Raw genomic sequence first — 19694 nt, forward strand, 5'->3', positions numbered from 1 at the left:
TGAAAGGGTTTACAAAATGATGAAGAAGAAAGAGGCGTATATGCATGAGACGATTAGGTATTTCTATTTATCCAGAACATTCTACAGTAGAGAAAGATAAGGAATATTTAACATTAGCGCATCGATATGGTTTTACACGTGTGTTTACATGTTTATTATCAGTAGATGGGGAAAAAGAGAAAATTGTTAAAGAGTTTAAAGAAACGATTTCGCATGCGAATGAATTAGGTTTCCAGGTACTTGTTGATATTAGTCCGGCCGTTTTTGAACAGCTTGATATTTCTTACAACGATCTTTCATTCTTCAGTAAATTAGGTGCATATGGTATTCGTCTAGATGTTGGTTTCTCAGGATTAGAAGAATCTATTATGACATATAACCCGTATGGATTGAAAATTGAGATTAATATGAGTAACGGTACGAAATATGTTGATAATATTATGAGCCATCGTCCGAACCGTGAAAATTTAATTGGTTGTCATAATTTTTATCCGCATCGTTATTCGGGCATTTCTTATGATCACTTTATAAAATGCTCAAAACAATTTAAAGATTACGGCATGAGAACTGCTGCTTTTATTACATCATTTGATGCGACATATGGTCCATGGCCGGTAACAGAAGGCTTATGTACACTTGAACAACATCGTGAATTGCCGATGACAACGCAGGCGAAACATTTATTTGCAACAGAATTAATTGATGATGTAATCATTGCGAATGCATATGCATCAGAAGAAGAATTAAAAGCGCTCGGAGAAGTAAATAAAGAAAAGCAAACGTTTGATATAGAGATCTATGAAACAACAACAGAATTAGAAAGAAAGATCATATTAGAAGAACCACATTTTTACCGCGGGGATGTGTCTGAATATATGATTCGTTCAACACAAAGCCGTGTGAAATATAAAAAAGAAGAGTTTAAACCGCATAACACAAGAGCGATTAAACGTGGTGACATTCTTATCGATAACGAACAATATGGTCAATATAAAGGAGAATTACAGATTGCTTTAAAAGATATGGTAAACACAGGGAAGACAAATGTAGTTGGCAGTGTAGTAGAGGAGGAAATCTTCTTATTGGATTATTTACAGGCTTGGGATAAGTTTGGATTTGTGTTAAAAAAATAATCCCTATCAATATGAATTTTTTGAATTAAAAAAGGTTGCCCTCCTATCATAAGGCAACCTTTTTCGTTTATTCATATCGTAAACATTCAATCGGATCAAGTTTCGCAGCTTTGTTAGCTGGCAGTAACCCGAATAGAATACCAATTAACATAGATAATGCTACTGAAATTAAACCTAATTTTATGGAAACAACAAGTGGCCATCCCGCGAAAATTGCGACAATCCAAGCGAAGAGAATACCGAGCATAAATCCAATGAATCCGCCTAATGCTGTTAAAATACAAGATTCAATTAGGAATTGCATCAATACTTTGCCGCGCGTTGCACCAAGTGCTTTACGGATACCAATTTCACGCGTACGTTCTGTTACAGAAACGAGCATGATATTCATAACACCAATACCGCCAACTAAAAGTGAAATTGCTGCAATACCACCGAATACACTTTTTAATATACCTGTGAAGCTATCGATTTCTTTTAACATTTCTTTTGGATCTGGTACTTCAAACTTCCCTGCATCCTCTGGTTTTTTCGCATCATTTAACGATTTTACAACTGCAGTTTGCACAGTTTTCTTATCTTGCCCTGGAGCAAGTTTGACTGTAATACCATCATAGTTGTTTTTGCCGAATAATACAGGCCAATTTTCTGCCGAGATAGCACCTTCTTTAAATTCCATGCCACCCATCATTGCTGTTGATTTCGTAGAATATACACCAATTACTTTATAGGGAGTCCCCTTTATATCAATATATAAGTTTGGTTCCCAGGATGAGAATAGTTTATCAAATGCATCTTTGTGTAATACGATTGTATGCTGAGGCTTATCTAGATCAGCGGCAGTGAACAATCTGCCATGTTCAAGTACGAACCTAGAAGCATCTTCAAAATAATCACCTTTCGCACCAATTATATCAATATCTAATTCTTTTTTTCCGGCATACACTTTTTCTTTTCCTCTAACGTCAGGGTATACATCTTGAACACCAGGAATTTTTGAGACATTGTCATACATGCTTGCTGATATTTTTCCATCCATATCAGCATAATCTTCCGTTTTATAGTTTACTGAAAATTGATCCGTCTTTTCTTTCCCGATTTGTTCACGGAACTTTGCGTTTGTTCCGTCTCCAATAGAGATGATTGTAATAATCGCACTAACCCCGATAATAATCCCAAGCATCGTTAAAATAGAACGCATTTTATGAGCGAAGATAGAGGAAAGGGCCATGCGTATATTTTCACTTGTGTTCAAAATTAACCTCTCCAATCTTGGACGATATTTCCGTCACGAATTACAATTTGGCGTGCTGCCGCTTCCCCAATTTCTCGATCATGGGTAATCATAATGATTGTTGAGCCTTGTTTGTTTAATTCGTAAAAGAGGTCCATAATTTGTTTACTTGTCTTTGTATCAAGTGCACCAGTTGGTTCGTCGGCTAAAATGAATTTTGGATTATTTACAATTGCGCGAGCAACGGCAACACGCTGCTTTTGCCCACCAGATAGTTCATTTGGTAAATGGGTTGCACGATCTGCTAGACCTACTTTTGTTAGTGCAGCTAACGCACGCTCGCGGCGTTCCTTTTTGTCTACTCCAGCGTAGATAAGTGGTAACTCTACATTTTGCAGTGCATTGAGACGAGGAAGCAGCATAAAGTTTTGGAATACAAATCCGATTTCCTTATTCCGAATATGGGCTAGCTCCGTTTCAGACATGTTTGAAATGTTTTGTCCAGCTAATGAATAAGTTCCGTTTGTCGGCTTATCTAAGCACCCAATAATATTCATTAATGTTGATTTACCAGACCCAGATGGCCCCATGATAGAAGTGAATTCTCCTTGGTTTAGCGTTACATCAATACCATGCAGAATTTCAACTGTTTCTTCACCGTTTTGAAAGGATTTCGTGATGCCTCTTAAATCAATCATTGGGCATTAACCTCCATACCATCCTTTAAGTCTTTTTCAGGTTTAGAGATGATTTGGTCACCTGTTTTCACGCCGGACACTTTTGCTTCGCTATCTGTTTCGAATTCAACAGTTACTGCTTGTTCTTTTGCTTTTCCATCTTTCACGATGAATACTACATTTTTATCGCCTTTTTTCACAATGCTGCTTTTTGGAACAACTGTACCAGTTGCTTCACCTGATTTACTTGTTACGTATACGTGGAATCCAGTTTGCAATTCTTCATTATTATCTAATGTAACAATAAATTGATAGTTAGATACTGTCTTGTTTTCATCCATGCTCTTTACTGGTGTTGTACCGATTTCAGTGACTTTACCAGTCCATGTTTTTCCGGGGACAGTTTTTGATGTAACGGTTACTTCTTGCCCAACTTTAACGTGAGCTAATTCGTATTCTGATAGCTGACCTTTTACTTTTAGAGGACCAGCAGTGCGAAGGGTAATGCCGCTCATACCAGTTTTTTCATCTGCATTTTTTGTAATATCTTCAATTACGCCATCGGCAGGACTTGTTACAGAAAGAGTATTTAGTTTTTCATTGTTTGCTTGAATCATTTGCGTTGCTTTTTCAACTTCAAATTTTTTCATTTCAAGCTGAGATTCAAGTTGCCCGATTTCAGTTTCAGTTGCTTTTAACAATTCCCCTGGTGAACCGGCATTTTTATCTTTTTGCAGCTTTTGTTTTGCTGCATTTAGTTGTTTGTTTAGTAATTCCACTTCTTTATTAGCCATTTTTTTTTGCATTTCTGCTTCTGTTACACCTAATTTCATAGCAGGATCATTATATTTAAAGAGTAGCTGCCCTTTTTTTACTTCATCGCCCTTTTTAACAGATAGCTCATACGTACCTTTTGATGGATCAAATGCGATTGTTTCTATTCCATTCGGAATGACTTCTCCGCCAAATTTTTGTGCATTTTCAATCTGCTTTTCTGTTACTTTATAACTGCTGTATGCCATAGCTACGTCAGAACCACCACCAGCAAAAGCAAAATATGAACCTGCTGCAATTCCAATTGTTATTAAACCAGTAATGATTACTTTATTTTTCTTTTTCATTTATTTATCACCTTTTCGCTCGTTTTGGTATCTACTTTTAGTATAGAAGAGAAAAGAAATATGACAAATCTTTTTAGCTTACAATAACATTACAGTTTTGTAAGGTTTACAGATTAATAAAAATTAGGCTGAGATTGTATGGGATAAGCAAGGTTTGTTTTGTAAGTAAGCAAATTCATTGACGAGCCTTTTCTTTCTTACAATAATATTGTATGAAGGAAAGGAGGGAGAAAAATGGAAACTTATTTTCGAGCAGTTCCATTAGAACCGTTTGTTCCATACTCAAAACAACATGTTATGATACTTCTTCTTATCGGTATAGGAGTGTATTTTCTATATCATTTTCAAGATTTACTTCGTCAAGAGAAATGGAATAAGATGGTTCGCTATGCGATAGCTTTTTTATTCATTGGAAGTGAAATCGGGCTTGATGTATGGCAAGTGAAGGCTGGGATTTTTCAGTCGAGTACATCATTACCATTTGAACTATGCACGATTAGCTTACTATTAGCAACAATGATGGTTATTACAAAAAGTTATAAAATATACGAAATCGTCTTTTTTACGGGGATCATTGGTGCATCACAAGCAATCTTAACGCCAAACTTACAGTATGCTTTCCCGCATTTTCGCTTCATAGAATTTTTCATTGCACATGTATTATTAATATGGGCACCGCTCTTTATGACATGGGTAGAAGGATATAGGCCGACTTTTCACTCAATCAAGCGTACGATGATTTTTTTAAATCTATTAATTCCAATCGTTTCGTTTGTGAATTATGAAACCGGTGGCAATTATATGTTTTTAGCACATAAACCTGAAACAGCTTCATTACTTGATATGTTAGGACCGCATCCATACTATATTATTTCATTAGAAATTGTTGCGTTTATAGGCTGTTTACTTTTGTATATGCCATTTGCTAGCAATGAAAAACGGATACAAAAAGAATCACTAGAATCTTAATCTAGTGATTCTTTTTGTGTAGAAAATATTTACAATTCTGAAAATTATTTATAAAATAGAACAGAATATAAATAGAATGGAAATTTGTATAGAGAGAAGGGGGAAAATGGTAAGAAAGGTTGTTTCAAATGGGGTAGAGATTACAGTGCAATTGATCCTTTCCATTATAGGAATCATTTGTTTAGGTGCTCTTCCAAAATTATTTGAAGGATTGCATATTAACTTTTCACAGTATGTACAGGCCGTAAAGATGTTAGCTATGAAACTGATAGATCTTCCAAACTTAACATATGGGATGAATAAACCGTTATTTCCGCAACTATTCGTCCATTATAAAGAAACGATGGTTATTTTTTTAGCTTCATTTTTTATTTCTCTATGTATGGCTTTTTGTATTGTTTATATCATAATTAGAAGTCGTCCGCACATACAAAATCGTATCAAATCATTTCTTCTTTTTCTTGAGTCTATTCCAGACATTCTTCTTATTATTGGATCACAAATTATTGTCGTATGGTTTTTTCAAAAGACAGGTTTTTTACCGGTGAAAATTGCCGCGCTAGGAGGAGAATCAATTCGGGGCTTACCGATTATTTGTTTAAGTATCCCAACTACGATTATGTTTATAAAGTTATTATTGCTTCGCTTTGAAACAGAATTAGAAAAAGACTATGTTTTATTTGCGAAGGCAAAAGGATTGGAACGTTTTTATATTTTAAATCATCATGTTGTACGAAATGTATTGCTTAGTACACTGTTTTTTGCGAAAACGAATATTTGGTTCATGTTATCGAATTTATATATTATCGAATGGCTTTTTAATACGCACGGTATTTTTATATTCATTAAAGACTATCCAGCGATTGAGATGTTTACAATCGGTGTTTTACTTATTTACATCCCAATTTTTATTTTATTTAAGTCGTTTCATTACTTCGTTCCGGATGCGATGAAAGAGAGGGCGTAAGAGATGTGGAAATATATAAAGCGTGATAGAAGGTTTTGGATCAGTAGTTTATTTCTCATTGTATTAGTTCTCGTAAGCATTGGAAATACGATATGGAATGATGGACAGATTCGGCGAGTATCTTTGCAGTATGATGCACAAGGAAATCCAGAAGTGCCACCATTTTCGCCTTCATTGCAGTTTTTACTTGGAACAGATCGAAAAGGTTATGATCTTTTAAATTTAGTTATTGAGGGTGCAAAATGGACGATTGGTATATCTGCTTTTATTGCTATCATGCGTATGATAATAGGTGTGTTTTTTGGCATAATATTAGGAACTTATATAAAAAGAGGCTTTTCAAAAATTGAAGCTTTTTTTGATAGTTTTACAGTAATTCCAACGGTCATGATTGCATATTTTTTACTTCGGTTTGCGACTAGCTTTGCAAATGGAGCAGAAACATCAAGTTTTTTTGAGAGAGCATCATTTCAAGTCATACTGTTTATTGTGCTTGCAATTCCTACAATTTCTCTCTATATTGCGAATGAAGTGCGGAAATTACAAAAGGAAGAGTTTATAGATGCTGCTCGTATACTAGGAGGAAGTAAGCGGCATATTGTTGTGAAACATGTGTTTCCGCACTTATATATGACGTTTGTACTTGTGTTTATGCAGCAGTTTATTCAAACACTGATTCTTTTTCTTCATTTAGGATTACTTGAAGTATTTTTTGGAGGGACGGTACAGTTTGGTGGAATGGATAAAGAACTAGATTCTTATACACATGAATGGTCAGGTTTAATAGGTGTCTATTTTAGATCCCTAACAGTGCATCCGTGGATTCCACTCGTACCGATTACTTTCTTTGGACTTACTATTTTTTCAGGGAATATGATTGCACGAAGTATAGAGGATGCAATCGCGAAAGTAAGAGTAGGTGAAAGGAAAAAACAAGAAGGAGTAAAAGAGGTGCAGCAGGTTTCACTTCCTAAAGAAGAGTTATTTACATTTAAACATACGATGTAAAAGAAAAGAAGCAAGCACTTGTTAGAATGCTTGCTTCTTTCTTTATTTCGTAGAAACTTTACCTTCTGTTTGTGTTTGCGGAATAAAGTATCCTACAATACCTCCAATAATTGCTGGGACGATCCAACCAATCCCTAATTTGTAAAAAGGAATTGTACTTGCAATAGATGTAATCGCATGTGGCATCATTCCCACATTATCAAGCGCGTGAATACAGCTAATGATGAATGCAGCAATCATTGCACCGATGTATACAGATGGTTTACGTTTCGTATATTTATCAATAAATGATACAAAAATTAAGATGATTGTAATTGGATAAAGAATGATTAACACAGGTAACGTAATTTTGATTAATAAGCTGAGTCCTAGGTTTGAAACGATAAAGCTAAAAATACAAACATATAAGACAAGCTTTTTATAAGAAACATTGGTTAATACATTTGTGAAATAATTGGCAAATGCACTAACTACACCAATAGCTGTCGTTAAGCAAGCAAATATAATGGCGATGCTTAGCAGAATATTACCGCTTGTCCCAAATAATTGGTACATAATAGTTGCTAATAGCTGTCCACCATTTTCAAATTGTTCTAAATTTCCATTTGATGCTCCGATATATCCAAGTAAGAAATAAACGATTGTTAAGAAGAAAGCAGCAATACTCCCGCAAAGAATTGTGTATTTTGCAATAGATTTTTTTTCCTCAACACCATTTTGACGAATCGCATTTACGACAATTGTCGATAAAACGAGAGCGCCAATCGCATCTAATGTTAAGAATCCTTCTAAAAACCCTTTGAAAAATGGAATTTCTTTATAGTCGCCGACAGGGGGGATAGGTGTTCCCGCTGGAGACAGAATTGCTTTTGTTGCCATAACTGCAATAATTCCAAGTAAGATTGGTGTTAATATTTTTCCAATATGATCAACTAATTTGGATGGGTTTAATGATAAGAAGTAAACAACCGTAAAGAAAATAAGGCTAAACAGTAACATGGAATACCATTGGTCCTGGAAAAGTGGTGCGATTCCAATCTCATAAGAAACAGATCCAGTTCGTGGAATAACAAATAGTGGGCCGATTGAAAGGTAGATAATAATAGCTAGTACTGCTGCGAATTTTGGATGAACACGGCTCGCTAAGTTGTTAAAGCTACCGCCTGCAAGGGCAACAGCAACGATTGCTAATAACGATAAACCAACATCTGTAATGACAAATCCTGAAATAGAAACCCACATGTTTTCTCCTGAAGAAAGCCCAAGAAGTGGTGGGAAAATCATATTACCAGCGCCGAAAAAAACTGCAAATAGCAATAAGCTAATGGAGAGAATTTGCGATGGTTTTAAAGTTGTACGCATGTATAGAAAATCCTCCTAAGAATCTTTTTGTCGAAAATTCAAATAATTTGTCGAGTAACTGTTTTAATTTTAATCGTCTGATGACTAGAAAGCAACAGGGGATTTTAAAAAAATTAAAAATAATGCGTTAAGTGGGATAATTATACGTTTATCCTGCTATGTGAGAGCAGTAATCTTCCTATTTCAAGATTCATAGAGAACATTGTCCAGTTCCAGTGGCTAGAATGTTCGGTGGCTTCGCTTCTTCCTGCGAGGTAAAAAACACCTCTACGTTAGAAGCTCCATTCCCCTCACATTCTGGACGAGCCACTTCCACTTTTCTTTAAGAAGGTAGGTGGGAGATGATTTTTTGTGAAATTCCGATGGGTGCTGATTAATTCAAGTTTCGCTTTATATTTTTCTCATTTAAGGTGGCATACTATGTGTAAAGCGGTTTTGGAATAAGAAAGTAAAACTTTAATTAGTGAGGGCATTTTGTCTAGTTTCTTTTTCTAAATGATGATGTGAAGGTGTCACTGTCTGCGAATAGCGCGATAAAAATGTGTGGAATAAAGAAAGGTGACAGAGTATGGATTATGTAGAAATTTTTATTGAACTGCTATTTGGGTATGTTGTGTTATTTTTTGTCGTTAAAATCCTTGGGAAAACGCAAATAAGTCAAATTACACCATTTGATTTTATTTCAGCACTCGTTTTAGGGAATTTTTTAGGGGATGCTATTTATAATAAAGATGCCCATATAGGAAGGATTATCTTTTCCGTTATTGTGTGGGGAGCTTTCATATTAACTACAGAAATTATTACGCAAAAATGGAGAAAAGCTCGTTTATTCCTTGAGGGAAAACCATCTATTTTAATTGCAAATGGAAAGTTAGATTGGACCGAAATGAAGAAAAATCGTTTAGATGTTGATCAACTTCAGCATTTGCTTCGTGCAAAGGATATATTTTCTTTGCAAGATGTAGCGTTTGCAGTTTTAGAGAATGATGGATCGATAAGTGTGATGAAAAAATATGATGTAGATATGCCAACAAGAAAAGATTTGAAAATAAAAGGGAAGGAAAATGTATTGCCGATCCTTCTTATTAGCGACGGGGAGCTTATTACATACAATTTAAAAAAGTTTGGGTTACATGAAGTATGGCTGCAAAAAGAGCTAAAGAAGCAGAAAACAGATTTGAAAGAAGTATGTTATGCGGAATGGAGTAAAGGAGGGAGTCTTTATATTCAAAAATATTAGTAGGGAATGTGCACATACTGTTTTGGTATGTGCACAAAATAGTTAAAAATATATTTTCTTATCGCGTTCTTCTTTCAAAATTTCAACAGCTTCGCGGAAACGTTGGGAATGAACGATTTCGCGCTCACGTAAAAAGCGAAGACTATCATTTATGTCGGGATCATCTGATAAATTGATGAGCCATTGATATGTTGCTCTTGCTTTTTCTTCTGCAGCAATATCTTCATATAAATCTGCAATTGGATCCCCTTTTGCTTGTATGTATGTGGCTGTAAATGGAACGCCGCCTGCATTGTGATAAAATAGTGCACTATCATGATTGGCGTACTGAGCATCTAGCCCAGCGGCTTTCATCTGTTCTGGGGTCGCGTCTTTTGTTAATTTATAAATCATTGTTGCAATCATTTCAAGATGAGCAAATTCTTCTGTGCCGATATCTGTTAGTAAACCGACTACTTTATCAGGAATGGTATAGCGCTGGTTTAAATAACGGAGAGCAGCTGCTAATTCGCCATCTGCGCCTCCATACTGTTCAACTAATAATTTAGCAAGTGCTGGATTACAAGTACTTACTTTCACAGGGTACTGCAATTTTTTTTCATATATCCACATATTTTATCTCCTTTATCCCGCTATTTATGGAGAGTAATACTCCAATCTTAAAATTTAGCAAAAGAAAAAAGTTAGATGAAGATTGATTATGAGTGGGGGGAAAGCCCCCACTGATTCGATTTTCACTTCATATTTGCCATGGCCATGGACCCTTGCTCCATTCCCACGGGGCTTTAGAATAACTATTACCAAATTGTTGAAGTGGACCATACTTTTCCTCAATCTTTTGCTTTTGCAACCTTCTTTTATAGGAAAAATCATTAAATTGATTGATAGCTGTAACATCATCTGGATGAGTATCTAAATAAAGCGTGAGTTCTACTAATACAAAATCGAATTCTTGCAGTTCTTCTATCCATTTATAATATTCATCTGGCAATGTTTGAGCCACGGATTCTCTCACCTTCCTTTCTTATAAGGGTTCTCATAAAAATCATAGAAAGCAGGCCACAAAGTGCCCTTTCTTAACGCTTCGTTAGGCGGGAATTGAGGTAAGTTTGGTGGCTGGAATCCCATATATAAATGAGGAGGAGTTGAATAAAATTTCTTTCCAATCGGCGGACAAGGATCGTTTGGACCATGGTAAGGTGTGAAAGATTTCATAAATTTGTCCATAACATAAGCCTCCTTTACAAGTAAAACATTCATCACTATGTATTGTATTCAGACATAATTGTCATTTATGACTCATATAGAAAAACTAGTAGGGACAAGGGGGAGGTATATGTGGAGACGATTACAAATAACATTGTATTAGAAGTGAGGAATTTAAAGGAAACCTTATACTTTTATGAAGGGGTTTTAGGGTTTAAACCGAGTAGACACCGTCCGCAGTTACATGTGCCTGGTGTTTGGTATGATGTTGATGCAACGAGAATTTGCTTCGTTTTAAATCGGGACAAAGATCAGGATGTCGGCAGGGCACTATCTTCTTATATAAATGTTAATTTGCCATTTGACGATATAGAAAAGGTGCGGAAAAAACTAGAATTCTATTGTGTGTCATTTGAAGAATTAAAGGGATGTAACACGGAGAGAAGGGGGATTGTTGTGCATGATCCTGATGGGTATAGAATTTTAATTGAGCCGAGAGAGTAAGGAGGAGTTAACGGGATGAATAGCACGTATGAAGAAAATGCATTGTTTGAACATAAATTTTGGCTAAAGGTTCTTGGAGATCACGCCCAGTTTCTTTTGGATGCTTTAGCTCCAAATGAAAAAGAAGATATTCAAAAAGCGATGTATTTTGTCCAAATATTTGATAGGTTTCTCAGCGATATCCATACAGTAAATTTAATTGCATTTGCGAAAGATGCACATGAAGCCGCAGAGGGAATTAGGAAATTTAAGCTGAGTATTATACAAAAGCAGCTAGAAGGAAAAATCAAAATTCACTTTACACCAACTTTTCTTAACCATATGGTGAACGAAGTGGAAGAGTATATAACTGTGTTAGAGTATTTAATGAAAGGAGAAGTGCCACCTATTTTTCATGAGTTACATTATCATCTCGTTTGGCTAACGGATGCAGCTGGGCATGCAGGTTCCATTTCAGGTGGGCTAGATCTTGTCGAAAAACGACTGAAAGAGAAGTGCGAGAAATATGAAAAGCACTTTGAACAATTTTACTTGAAAGCTGTGGAAATGACGGGTTACTTACGGACAGAACTACACTCTTTTCCAGCCCTAAAGAAATTTACCAAAGATGTTGCATTGGAATTGAAATTATTTTCTCATTTTCTTCACGAGCTAGAGGAATTGGGAATATCTAATCAAGTATTAAGCATCATCTCTGCAAGAATGGCAGACCATATGGCAAGGGAAGAATGTTATTATTTATTGAAACTGGCACAAGCTTCTGGCTTAGAGACGCCAAAGTGTAATCCACTTTAATTCATACCATTGAACTACCCCCATCTAAAATCCTAACGAATTTTTGAGGAAGGGGATTCCAAAAAGGAACAACTAAGACAAAATGCTTAGTAGACCATACCCATTCAACAAGGTATGTGGTTTCTGCTTTCGAACTTAGACAAACCTTTTACTTCCAAGTCGGTAAGAGCCCCTGGAGGAAAAAGTTCATTCGCAGAACGAATCTTGTTTTGGTTCGAAAGCTCCATCTGATAGAATGTGTGAACACGCAAATCAGACAGGATGCCAGACAACCACTTCTATTGCGCCCAATGATGCAGACCTACCATCTTCTCCGGTAATAGGGAATACAAAATTGGTGGAAGTTTTTCTTTCAACCCCATTGCTCTTCTAGCAATGACGTAAGAAGCTGTTTGGTGAATACTGATACCAAAACGTTTCATATATTTGATTTTACCAATTTGAGAAGTGTACGCTGGATTTACCTCAAATACTGCTACACCCATCTTCTCAGCACGGCTTTTAATAGCTGAAATCATCTTTTTGTAAGCAAACATGCTCATCATCATATTTGCCTTTTTGTTGCCATAAGGGTTCTTAACTTTTGCTTTTGTTGTGTTTAATTTTTCTACAACAATCGGTTTGTTTGCTTTTACAGCCATATCAATGAGTGCAATGACTTCTGCTTCCATCATTTTCGTAATTTGTTCTGATGTTTTCCCTAACATATCAAAGGATAATACCCCCGTTTGTATGAGTTGTCCTTGTTTACTGATGTTTGACCAAGCGAAGTGGGCAAAATTGCAGTCTACTCCAATGACACCACCGGATTTGCTGAAGTTTTTATTTTGGTTCTCTTCAATATTTATTAAGCATTTAAAAATGTAATAATCTCCGTGATCTTCAATTGCCCAACTGATTGGCTTTCCTGCATTCTTTTTATCATTGCAGTTCCATTGGTTTTGAACGGCTGTATTCACTTGTTCTTGTCCATACGGAAATGTAAGGTTCGGAATTTCAACCGCAACGCCGTTTGGTGTTATAAAGTATAAGGATTGTGATTCTGTATTGTATGTAAATACAAAGTTTCCTGCTTTCGCGTCCTTTCGACCTGAAATCAACAGTTGATTGTAACGAGCCTTTTCAAAATCCTGCACCCAAAGTGGATGATTTTGAACATAAGTATCTACAGTATGTTGTGCTTTGAAGAGTTTTCTGCTCCCAAATACAACAGAAGAAACGTTGTTTTTTAAACGATGAAGTAGTTTTTGGAGTCTATCCAACCGAAATGCAAGGTTACCTAAACGAGAACGAAGTGTTTGAATACGCACATCTAAATATTCATGCTCAAATTGATAGGCATGATAGTAAATATCCGTTCTCCCTTTAAATTGCACAACAAAATATCGTCCCCTTTGTTGTTCTTTGGACGTTTTATTGAACGTTGGCTTCCCTTTGATAAACGATGTTTTTATTTTATGCAGCACTGTCAAATCTGATTTGGTTTTCTTCATCTTCTTCTTTACAGCTTTCATTTGTTCATTTTTATTTTCGATATACAATTTCTTCAATTCTGTCTGAGAAGAAAACAGTGCATTGGCTTCCTGCACGGCACTATTTGCATAATAATCATTCAAACCAAATCGTGATTTTACAGTCATTTGCATACTGTTAGAACGTCTGCAAGTGCTAGAACGTTTTTCTAACACTTGCGTTTGAAAAGCGAAATGTTTCGCACGGTTAAATACGAAAAGGGCATGTCCAATCGCTTCAACATATTTCGGATTCAGGGTATTCTTATAGATACGAATTGAAAAATATGCTTTTTTCACGGGACACACTCCTTTCTTGTTTTGTATACACAAAGTATACCGAATGAGAACTCATGTTCCTATATGTATGGAAAAAAAACAAAAAAAGCGATTCATCCCCCACCTACCGTTAAGCGCTTGAGGTAGGGGTCTTCTCGCTAAATATGATAAAAATTCGCAGAGATTTGGATTTTTATATGGTATTTTTGTTTTTTTAGGAGATGCTAGAAAGGAATTTATAGAAGGGAGGAATAGGAATGCAATTAGCAACGCATGAATTACGGGACTTAAGTGAACTGATAGCAGGAGACTATAACACAATTAATACGATGTCTACATATATACAGCAAGCACAGGATACGGAGTTGAAACAAATGTTACAGAAGCATCTTCCTCTTCATGTGCAAGATTATAATTTGAAGGTGGAATTTATACAAAGTGAGTCACCTCCCAATATATCAAAGTTTCAGCCGTCTAAATTAAAACCAGTATTAGCTTCTTATACAGAGTCACCTTCACAACAGTATTCCCCCGTTACACCAAGCGTGGCTGCGCAGCCTCCTAATGATCGGTCAATCGCACTTGGATATTTACTAAATCAAAAGTCGTCTGCGTTTAATTGTGCAGGTTCTTTATTAGAGTGTGCGAATCCAGAGCTAAGAACGCTTTTAGAAAATACCTTCTTAAACAGTAGTCATCATGCTTATGATATTTGGCAGTATATGGTGAAAAAAGGATATTATCAACTATCGCCAGCACCAAGTTCTGAAATGCAAGCCATAGCAAGTATGTATCAGCCACTTCATGAAGGGTAACTGAAAAAGATTGACAAGTTCTAGCAAATATTTTAAGGTAATTTTATAAGATTGCGTATATAAAGGGGAGTAACTTATCACAATAAAGTCGTCATTACAGGGAGAAACCCTCGGCTTTATTGGCAACATCTTTGTTGTTAGTGAGACCTTTACCGGCAATGGTAAAGGCCCCTTATTGTCTTTTTTAGGACCTTTACTATATTTGGTAAAGGTCCTTTTTGTATGCAGAAAAGGAGAGGTGAAAAGTGAAAAAGTTTATAAACCGATTTCGATTTATGCTTCATCTTCGCCAGTTTGGTCCATTTCTATATGACTTTTTTACATCAAAAGAAGTCGCAGTGCAGAAGAAAATCCTATCCATTGCTTTATTAATCGGGTATGTCATGTTTCCATTTGATCTTATCCCTGATTTTTTACTATTCTTTGGTGTATTAGATGATATTGCTGTTGTCTTATTTATTTTGCAGCGAATTGTGAAAATGGCGCCGAAGCACTTACAAGAAAAATATAATTTAAATAAAGGATAGGAGTTAATAAATGGAGCAGTTTATTTTAGATGTAATTGACTATTTAAAGCAGTTTTCTTATTTTGGTGTCATTCTAGCATTAACATTTGAGTTTATTCCAGCAGAAATTGTGCTGCCGCTTGTGGGGTATTGGGTATATGAAGGAGATATGAACTTTTGGATTGCGGTATTAGCTGGAACGGTCGGAGGAACGACGGGGCCTCTAACACTATATGCACTCGGTTATTATGGTGGTCGACCGTTATTACTGAAATATGGGAAATACTTTTTTATTAAGGAAGAACAGATTCAAAAAGCAGATCATTTCTTTGAAAAATATGGACCAGCTGTGGCGTTTCTTGGGCGCTTTATTCCAGGAGTTCGTACGCTTATTTCAGTTCCATGTGGGATGGCGAAAATGAACATTTGGCAATTTAGCATATATACATTTGTGGCGATGTTACCGCTCACGACAATTTATATATATGTAGGATTGAAATTAGGACCTCACTGGAAAAACGCAGGTGCAATGGTCGAACAATATACGTTACCGATACTAGGAGTTGTTTGTCTCATTGTAATAGGAATATTCATTTTCAAGTTTGTGAAAAAGAGAAATAAAGCGGAATCTATGTAAAAGATGATGAGACGATTTAATGCCTGTTCTAGATTATAGATCTAAATCCTTTTGTATTCCATGCAGGGCTAATCAACACCATATCTACTATTTAGTTTCATATATGTGTAAATGGGACAACAAATGAAAAAGAGGCAACAATTAATCGTCGTGATTGCTATAAGAATTCTTGGACAAGCTTTTTTTTCATAGTAAGAGTTCATATTGTCTATTGTGGAAAAATTGATGAGTTGTGCCGAATCGCCGATATATAGAGTGATTCCGCTGATATATGAATTCGTGTTAGAATAAAAGTAGATAAAACATTAAGGGAGCGAATATTTTGGAACAGAAAAAGCTAAAAAGAATTCTTGAGTATGTATGGACTGCAGTTGTGCTCCTTGTTGGATATTATTTTTTGAAAGACAAAAGCATCTGGATTCTATTTTTAATGACTTTTTTATTAGCAGGCCTAGGAACGTTGTTTATTAACTTTTTCTTTGATAGTTTAAATGTATGGAGAAAGAAAAAGAAAGAAGCAAAATAGTAAAGGGGAATGAGTATGCGAACATAGAAGCTTGTGTATCAATTGGTTTACAGCTTGCATCAGCATATTTTTCATTCTACAAACGTTACTGGAAAAACCTCGAATGTAAAACAGCTCGCCTCTAATATGGCGAGCTGTTTTTTCATGCTTCTTTTTGTTCACTATTATTTTCTTTAGTCAGTAAATGGCTATTGCGTCTAGAATAGAAGAAATATACACATAGCCCAATAACAAGCCAAACAGCAAAACTTTTCCACGTTGTTGCGGAAAGGTTAATCATTAAATAGAGACAACAGCAAATTGCAACGATTGGTAATATCGGTACGAATGGAGTTCGGAATCCTCGCTTTAAATTTGGATGTGTTTTCCGCAAAATGAGTACAGCACAACTAACAAATATAAAGGCAGTTAATGTGCCAATGTTAACTAAATTTGCAAGTAGATGTAGATCTAATAGACCCGCTAATAAAGCAGCTACAATTCCAGTAATCCATGTATTTAATAAAGGGATCTTCACTCGTTGATTCACACGAGATAATGCTTTTGGGAGTAGCCCGTCACGGCTCATTGCATAAGAAACACGAACTTGTCCGTACATAACGACTAAAAGAACAGTTGTCATTCCTGTCATTGCACCGACAGCTAATAACCCAGCAATCGTATCTTCACCAACAAAATGAAGAGCGAAAGCAACTGGATCTGAAACATCTAGCTGTGTATAAGGAACCATTCCAGTTAAAACAAAGGATACAATCATATATAGTGCCGTACAAATTAGAAGGGAACCGATAATTCCAATGGGTAAATCTCGCTGTGGTTTTTTCGTTTCTTCAGCAGCAGTTGCAATGGCATCAAATCCTAGAAAAGCAAAAAATACGGTTGCTGCACCTGTAATAATTCCATCATATCCAAATGGTAAAAATGGTGTCCAATTTTCAGGTTTGACGTACTTTGCACCTGCTACGATAAACGCGATGATAACTGCCAATTTAACTAATACCATAATATTATTAATGCGAGCACTTTCGCGTACACCGAAGCTAAGAAGGAGTGTAATCAAAAGTAAAATACATACGGCTGGTAAGTCGATTATTCCGCCTTTTCCCGTCCCGGGGGCCGAGGCGATAATGGCAGGTAGATGAATATTAAATCCGGAAAGTAACGATTGTAAATACCCTGACCATCCTACGGCTACTGCTGCAACTGCTAGTAAGTATTCAAGCATTAAACACCAACCGACGATAAAAGCAACAATTTCTCCAACTGTCATATATGCGTATGTGTAAACGCTTCCTGACATAGGAATAGAAGAAGCAAATTCTGCGTAACAGAAAGCTACGCATGCACAGGTAAATGCGGCAATAAGAAAAGATAACATGATACCAGGACCAGAGTGCTTGGCCGCAACGATTCCTGTTAAAACGAAAATACCTGTCCCAATTACAGCACCAATACCTAAGAAGGTTAAATCTAATGCGGTTAATGTTCTTTGTAATTGTTTTGGTGATTCAGTAGTAAGTGCCTTTTTTCGTAATAGTGATTTCACTTGGACTCCCCTCTCATTCCTTGATTTTCACAACTGCGAATATAATACGAGCCCATTGTAAAAGAGTATGTAAGTGAATAGAGGTACAGTTGTGTATGGATTATAAAAACTCTAGAATTGCTGTAGTCATTTTATTATAATTCAGAATATTTTGTCAAATAAAAATATGAAAAATAAAATTTTGATTGGAAGGGAAAACTATCTTCAAGAATATAAGCATTTTTTAGTAGGAGAAGATACTATGTTATTTTATTTTGAACTTGTCGTTATTTTACTTTGTACGAAATTAGCTGGCGATATTAGCGCCCGGCTTGGCCAGCCATCGGTGTTAGGGAAATTAATTGTGGGAATTATTATTGGACCTGCTGTCTTTGGAATTATTAATAGCTCTGAACTTATTGATGAACTGAGTGAGATTGGTGTTTTGTTACTTATGTTTATGGCAGGACTCGAAACGGATTTAGAAGAATTAAATCGTAATTTGAAATCTTCATTCGCGGTAGCGATGGGAGGTATCATTTTTCCTTTTCTCGGTGGATATTTGGCAGGACTCGCCTTTGGGATGTTACAATCACATGCCATTTTTCTAGGATTATTGCTCTGTGCAACATCGGTGAGTATTTCTGTTCAGACATTACGTGACTTAGGAAAAATGAATACAAGAGAAAGTATAACAATCTTAGGAGCTGCGGTGTTTGATGACGTTATCGTTGTCATTTTATTAGCCTTTGTGATGAGTTTTTTAGGCGCGCAAGATGTGAATATTACACTTGTCATCGCTAAGAAAATTATCTTTTTCGTGAGTATTGTTTTTATTGGCTGGAAAGTTGTTCCGTGGATTATGAGGATGCTGGTTCCACTTCGAGTATCGGAGGCATTAATAAGTGCAGCACTTATTATTTGTTTTTCATTTGCGTACTATAGTGAAAAAATGGGGATTGCTGGTATCATCGGTGCATTTGCTGCGGGGATTGCGATTTCCCAAACAACATATAAACATGAAGTAGAACATAAAATAGAGCCGATTGCGTATGCGATTTTTGTTCCGATCTTTTTTGTTAGCATTGGTATGGAAATAACATTTCAAGGGATTGGAAACCAAATTTGGTTTATCACTATCATGACAATTATTGCAATTCTTACGAAATTAGTGGGATCTGGATTAGGCGCAAGGTTAACAGGATTTAATTTGAAATCCTCGATTAGCATTGGAGCTGGGATGGTATCACGCGGAGAAGTGGCGCTGATTATCGCAGCTAATGGATTAACAGCGAATTTATTGGCGAAAGAAAGTTTCACGGCAATTGTCATTGTTGTTATACTTACAACGATTATTACGCCGCCATTATTGAAGAAGTATTTTGTATAAGCGAAAGGAACTTATCGGTTGTTGATAAGTTCTTTTTCATTAAAATAAAAGCAACCGCTAAAAATGGAGGTTGAATAGTGAAATTGTCAACGTTACTATCTAAAATAGAAAATCATAGGAATCAATTTTCGCCAGCTAAAAAAGGTTGCTGGTATATAATAGAAATGCAGAAATTGTTTCTACTTTAAGCAAGCAAGAGAAACAGTAGAACGATTAGGAAAATTGAAATCAGAAAAGGTGGGGGAACCTCATCTTTTTTTGCATGAAATAGACACATTTTTGTTATAAG

General features: G+C 35.9%; 21 protein-coding genes. 12 read left to right on the plus strand and 9 right to left on the minus strand.

Annotated elements, in window-relative coordinates; all coding sequences use genetic code 11:
* Positions 1-44 precede the first annotated feature (44 nt).
* Positions 45-1133, plus strand: a complete 1089-nt coding sequence (locus tag QRY57_RS05840) for a DUF871 domain-containing protein (protein WP_286016882.1) — start codon at positions 45-47, stop codon at positions 1131-1133.
* A 67-nt stretch (positions 1134-1200) separates the two neighbouring features.
* Here QRY57_RS05840 and QRY57_RS05845 read toward each other — a convergent pair whose 3' ends face one another.
* From QRY57_RS05845 to QRY57_RS05855, 3 genes are read right to left on the minus strand one after another with little or no spacing between them, the layout of a single operon-like run.
* Complete coding sequence (locus tag QRY57_RS05845; RefSeq protein WP_432804077.1) at positions 1201-2364, minus strand: ABC transporter permease; 1164 nt, start codon at positions 2362-2364, stop codon at positions 1201-1203.
* Between the two features lie 26 nt (positions 2365-2390).
* Positions 2391-3065: an ABC transporter ATP-binding protein gene (locus tag QRY57_RS05850; RefSeq protein ID WP_026592782.1), complete on the minus strand. Its 675-nt coding sequence runs from the start codon at positions 3063-3065 to the stop codon at positions 2391-2393.
* Entirely contained in the window at positions 3062-4165 is a 1104-nt protein-coding gene (locus QRY57_RS05855; protein WP_286016884.1) for an efflux RND transporter periplasmic adaptor subunit, read from the minus strand. Before QRY57_RS05855 ends, QRY57_RS05850 begins: the two co-directional genes overlap by 4 nt.
* Positions 4166-4399: 234 nt before the next feature.
* Here QRY57_RS05855 and QRY57_RS05860 point away from each other — a divergent pair, with 234 nt between their 5' ends.
* The 3 genes from QRY57_RS05860 (at position 4400) to QRY57_RS05870 (ending at position 7109) form a co-directional block, all read left to right on the plus strand.
* Positions 4400-5134, plus strand: a complete 735-nt coding sequence (locus tag QRY57_RS05860) for a YwaF family protein (protein WP_286016885.1) — start codon at positions 4400-4402, stop codon at positions 5132-5134.
* Positions 5135-5240: 106 nt separating this feature from the next.
* On the plus strand, positions 5241-6101 hold the full coding sequence (locus tag QRY57_RS05865; protein WP_286016886.1) for an ABC transporter permease subunit: 861 nt from the start codon (positions 5241-5243) through the stop codon (positions 6099-6101).
* A gap of 3 nt (positions 6102-6104) precedes the next feature.
* The gene (locus tag QRY57_RS05870; protein ID WP_286016887.1) at positions 6105-7109 is read left to right on the plus strand and encodes an ABC transporter permease; all 1005 of its coding nucleotides are present in this window, start codon (positions 6105-6107) and stop codon (positions 7107-7109) included.
* 42 nt (positions 7110-7151) lie between these two features.
* Here the strand turns inward: QRY57_RS05870 and brnQ2 are convergent, their stop codons facing one another.
* A complete protein-coding gene (gene brnQ2 / locus QRY57_RS05875; RefSeq protein ID WP_286016888.1) occupies positions 7152-8471 on the minus strand; it encodes a branched-chain amino acid transport system II carrier protein BrnQ2 in 1320 nt (439 codons plus the stop codon).
* Between the two features lie 568 nt (positions 8472-9039).
* On the opposite strand from brnQ2, the gene QRY57_RS05880 reads away from it, so the two are divergent.
* Complete coding sequence (locus QRY57_RS05880; RefSeq protein ID WP_026590769.1) at positions 9040-9711, plus strand: DUF421 domain-containing protein; 672 nt, start codon at positions 9040-9042, stop codon at positions 9709-9711.
* Positions 9712-9753: 42 nt separating this feature from the next.
* On the opposite strand, the gene cotJC is transcribed toward QRY57_RS05880, so the two are convergent.
* The 3 genes from cotJC to QRY57_RS05895 form a co-directional block, all read right to left on the minus strand.
* Positions 9754-10323: a spore coat protein CotJC gene (cotJC, locus tag QRY57_RS05885; protein WP_026590768.1), complete on the minus strand. Its 570-nt coding sequence runs from the start codon at positions 10321-10323 to the stop codon at positions 9754-9756.
* 127 nt (positions 10324-10450) lie between these two features.
* Complete coding sequence (locus QRY57_RS05890) at positions 10451-10714, minus strand: spore coat protein CotJB (protein ID WP_286016889.1); 264 nt, start codon at positions 10712-10714, stop codon at positions 10451-10453.
* A gap of 8 nt (positions 10715-10722) precedes the next feature.
* A complete protein-coding gene (locus tag QRY57_RS05895; RefSeq protein ID WP_026590766.1) occupies positions 10723-10938 on the minus strand; it encodes a spore coat associated protein CotJA in 216 nt (71 codons plus the stop codon).
* Positions 10939-11049: 111 nt separating this feature from the next.
* Here QRY57_RS05895 and QRY57_RS05900 point away from each other — a divergent pair, with 111 nt between their 5' ends.
* Together QRY57_RS05900 and QRY57_RS05905 are read left to right on the plus strand one after the other, a co-directional pair.
* Positions 11050-11421 (plus strand): VOC family protein, encoded by a 372-nt coding sequence (locus QRY57_RS05900; RefSeq protein ID WP_286016890.1) that lies wholly within the window; start codon positions 11050-11052, stop codon positions 11419-11421.
* Between the two features lie 15 nt (positions 11422-11436).
* Positions 11437-12216, plus strand: coding sequence for a DUF2935 domain-containing protein (locus tag QRY57_RS05905; protein WP_208018025.1), 780 nt, complete (start codon positions 11437-11439; stop codon positions 12214-12216).
* A 278-nt stretch (positions 12217-12494) separates the two neighbouring features.
* Here QRY57_RS05905 and QRY57_RS05910 read toward each other — a convergent pair whose 3' ends face one another.
* Entirely contained in the window at positions 12495-14027 is a 1533-nt protein-coding gene (locus tag QRY57_RS05910) for an IS200/IS605 family accessory protein TnpB-related protein (protein WP_286016891.1), read from the minus strand.
* Between the two features lie 236 nt (positions 14028-14263).
* Between QRY57_RS05910 and QRY57_RS05915 the strand changes: the two genes are divergently transcribed.
* The 4 genes from QRY57_RS05915 (at position 14264) to QRY57_RS05930 (ending at position 16490) form a co-directional block, all read left to right on the plus strand.
* Positions 14264-14821 carry a spore coat protein gene (locus QRY57_RS05915; protein WP_208018024.1) on the plus strand — a complete coding sequence of 186 codons (558 nt, stop codon included), beginning with the start codon at positions 14264-14266 and terminating at the stop codon, positions 14819-14821.
* 245 nt (positions 14822-15066) lie between these two features.
* Positions 15067-15348, plus strand: coding sequence for a YkvA family protein (locus QRY57_RS05920; protein ID WP_026590762.1), 282 nt, complete (start codon positions 15067-15069; stop codon positions 15346-15348).
* 10 nt (positions 15349-15358) lie between these two features.
* Positions 15359-15964, plus strand: coding sequence for a DedA family protein (locus tag QRY57_RS05925; RefSeq protein WP_286016892.1), 606 nt, complete (start codon positions 15359-15361; stop codon positions 15962-15964).
* Between the two features lie 322 nt (positions 15965-16286).
* Complete coding sequence (locus QRY57_RS05930) at positions 16287-16490, plus strand: hypothetical protein (RefSeq protein ID WP_026590760.1); 204 nt, start codon at positions 16287-16289, stop codon at positions 16488-16490.
* Positions 16491-16632: 142 nt separating this feature from the next.
* Here QRY57_RS05930 and bcaP read toward each other — a convergent pair whose 3' ends face one another.
* The gene (gene bcaP, locus QRY57_RS05935; protein WP_208018022.1) at positions 16633-18036 is read right to left on the minus strand and encodes a branched-chain amino acid transporter BcaP; all 1404 of its coding nucleotides are present in this window, start codon (positions 18034-18036) and stop codon (positions 16633-16635) included.
* Positions 18037-18277: 241 nt separating this feature from the next.
* On the opposite strand from bcaP, the gene QRY57_RS05940 reads away from it, so the two are divergent.
* Entirely contained in the window at positions 18278-19405 is a 1128-nt protein-coding gene (locus tag QRY57_RS05940; RefSeq protein WP_243765247.1) for a cation:proton antiporter, read from the plus strand.
* Positions 19406-19694 lie beyond the last annotated feature (289 nt).

This window comes from Bacillus arachidis, assembly GCF_030285945.1.
GTDB classification, from domain to species: Bacteria; Bacillota; Bacilli; order Bacillales; family Bacillaceae_G; genus Bacillus_A; species Bacillus_A arachidis.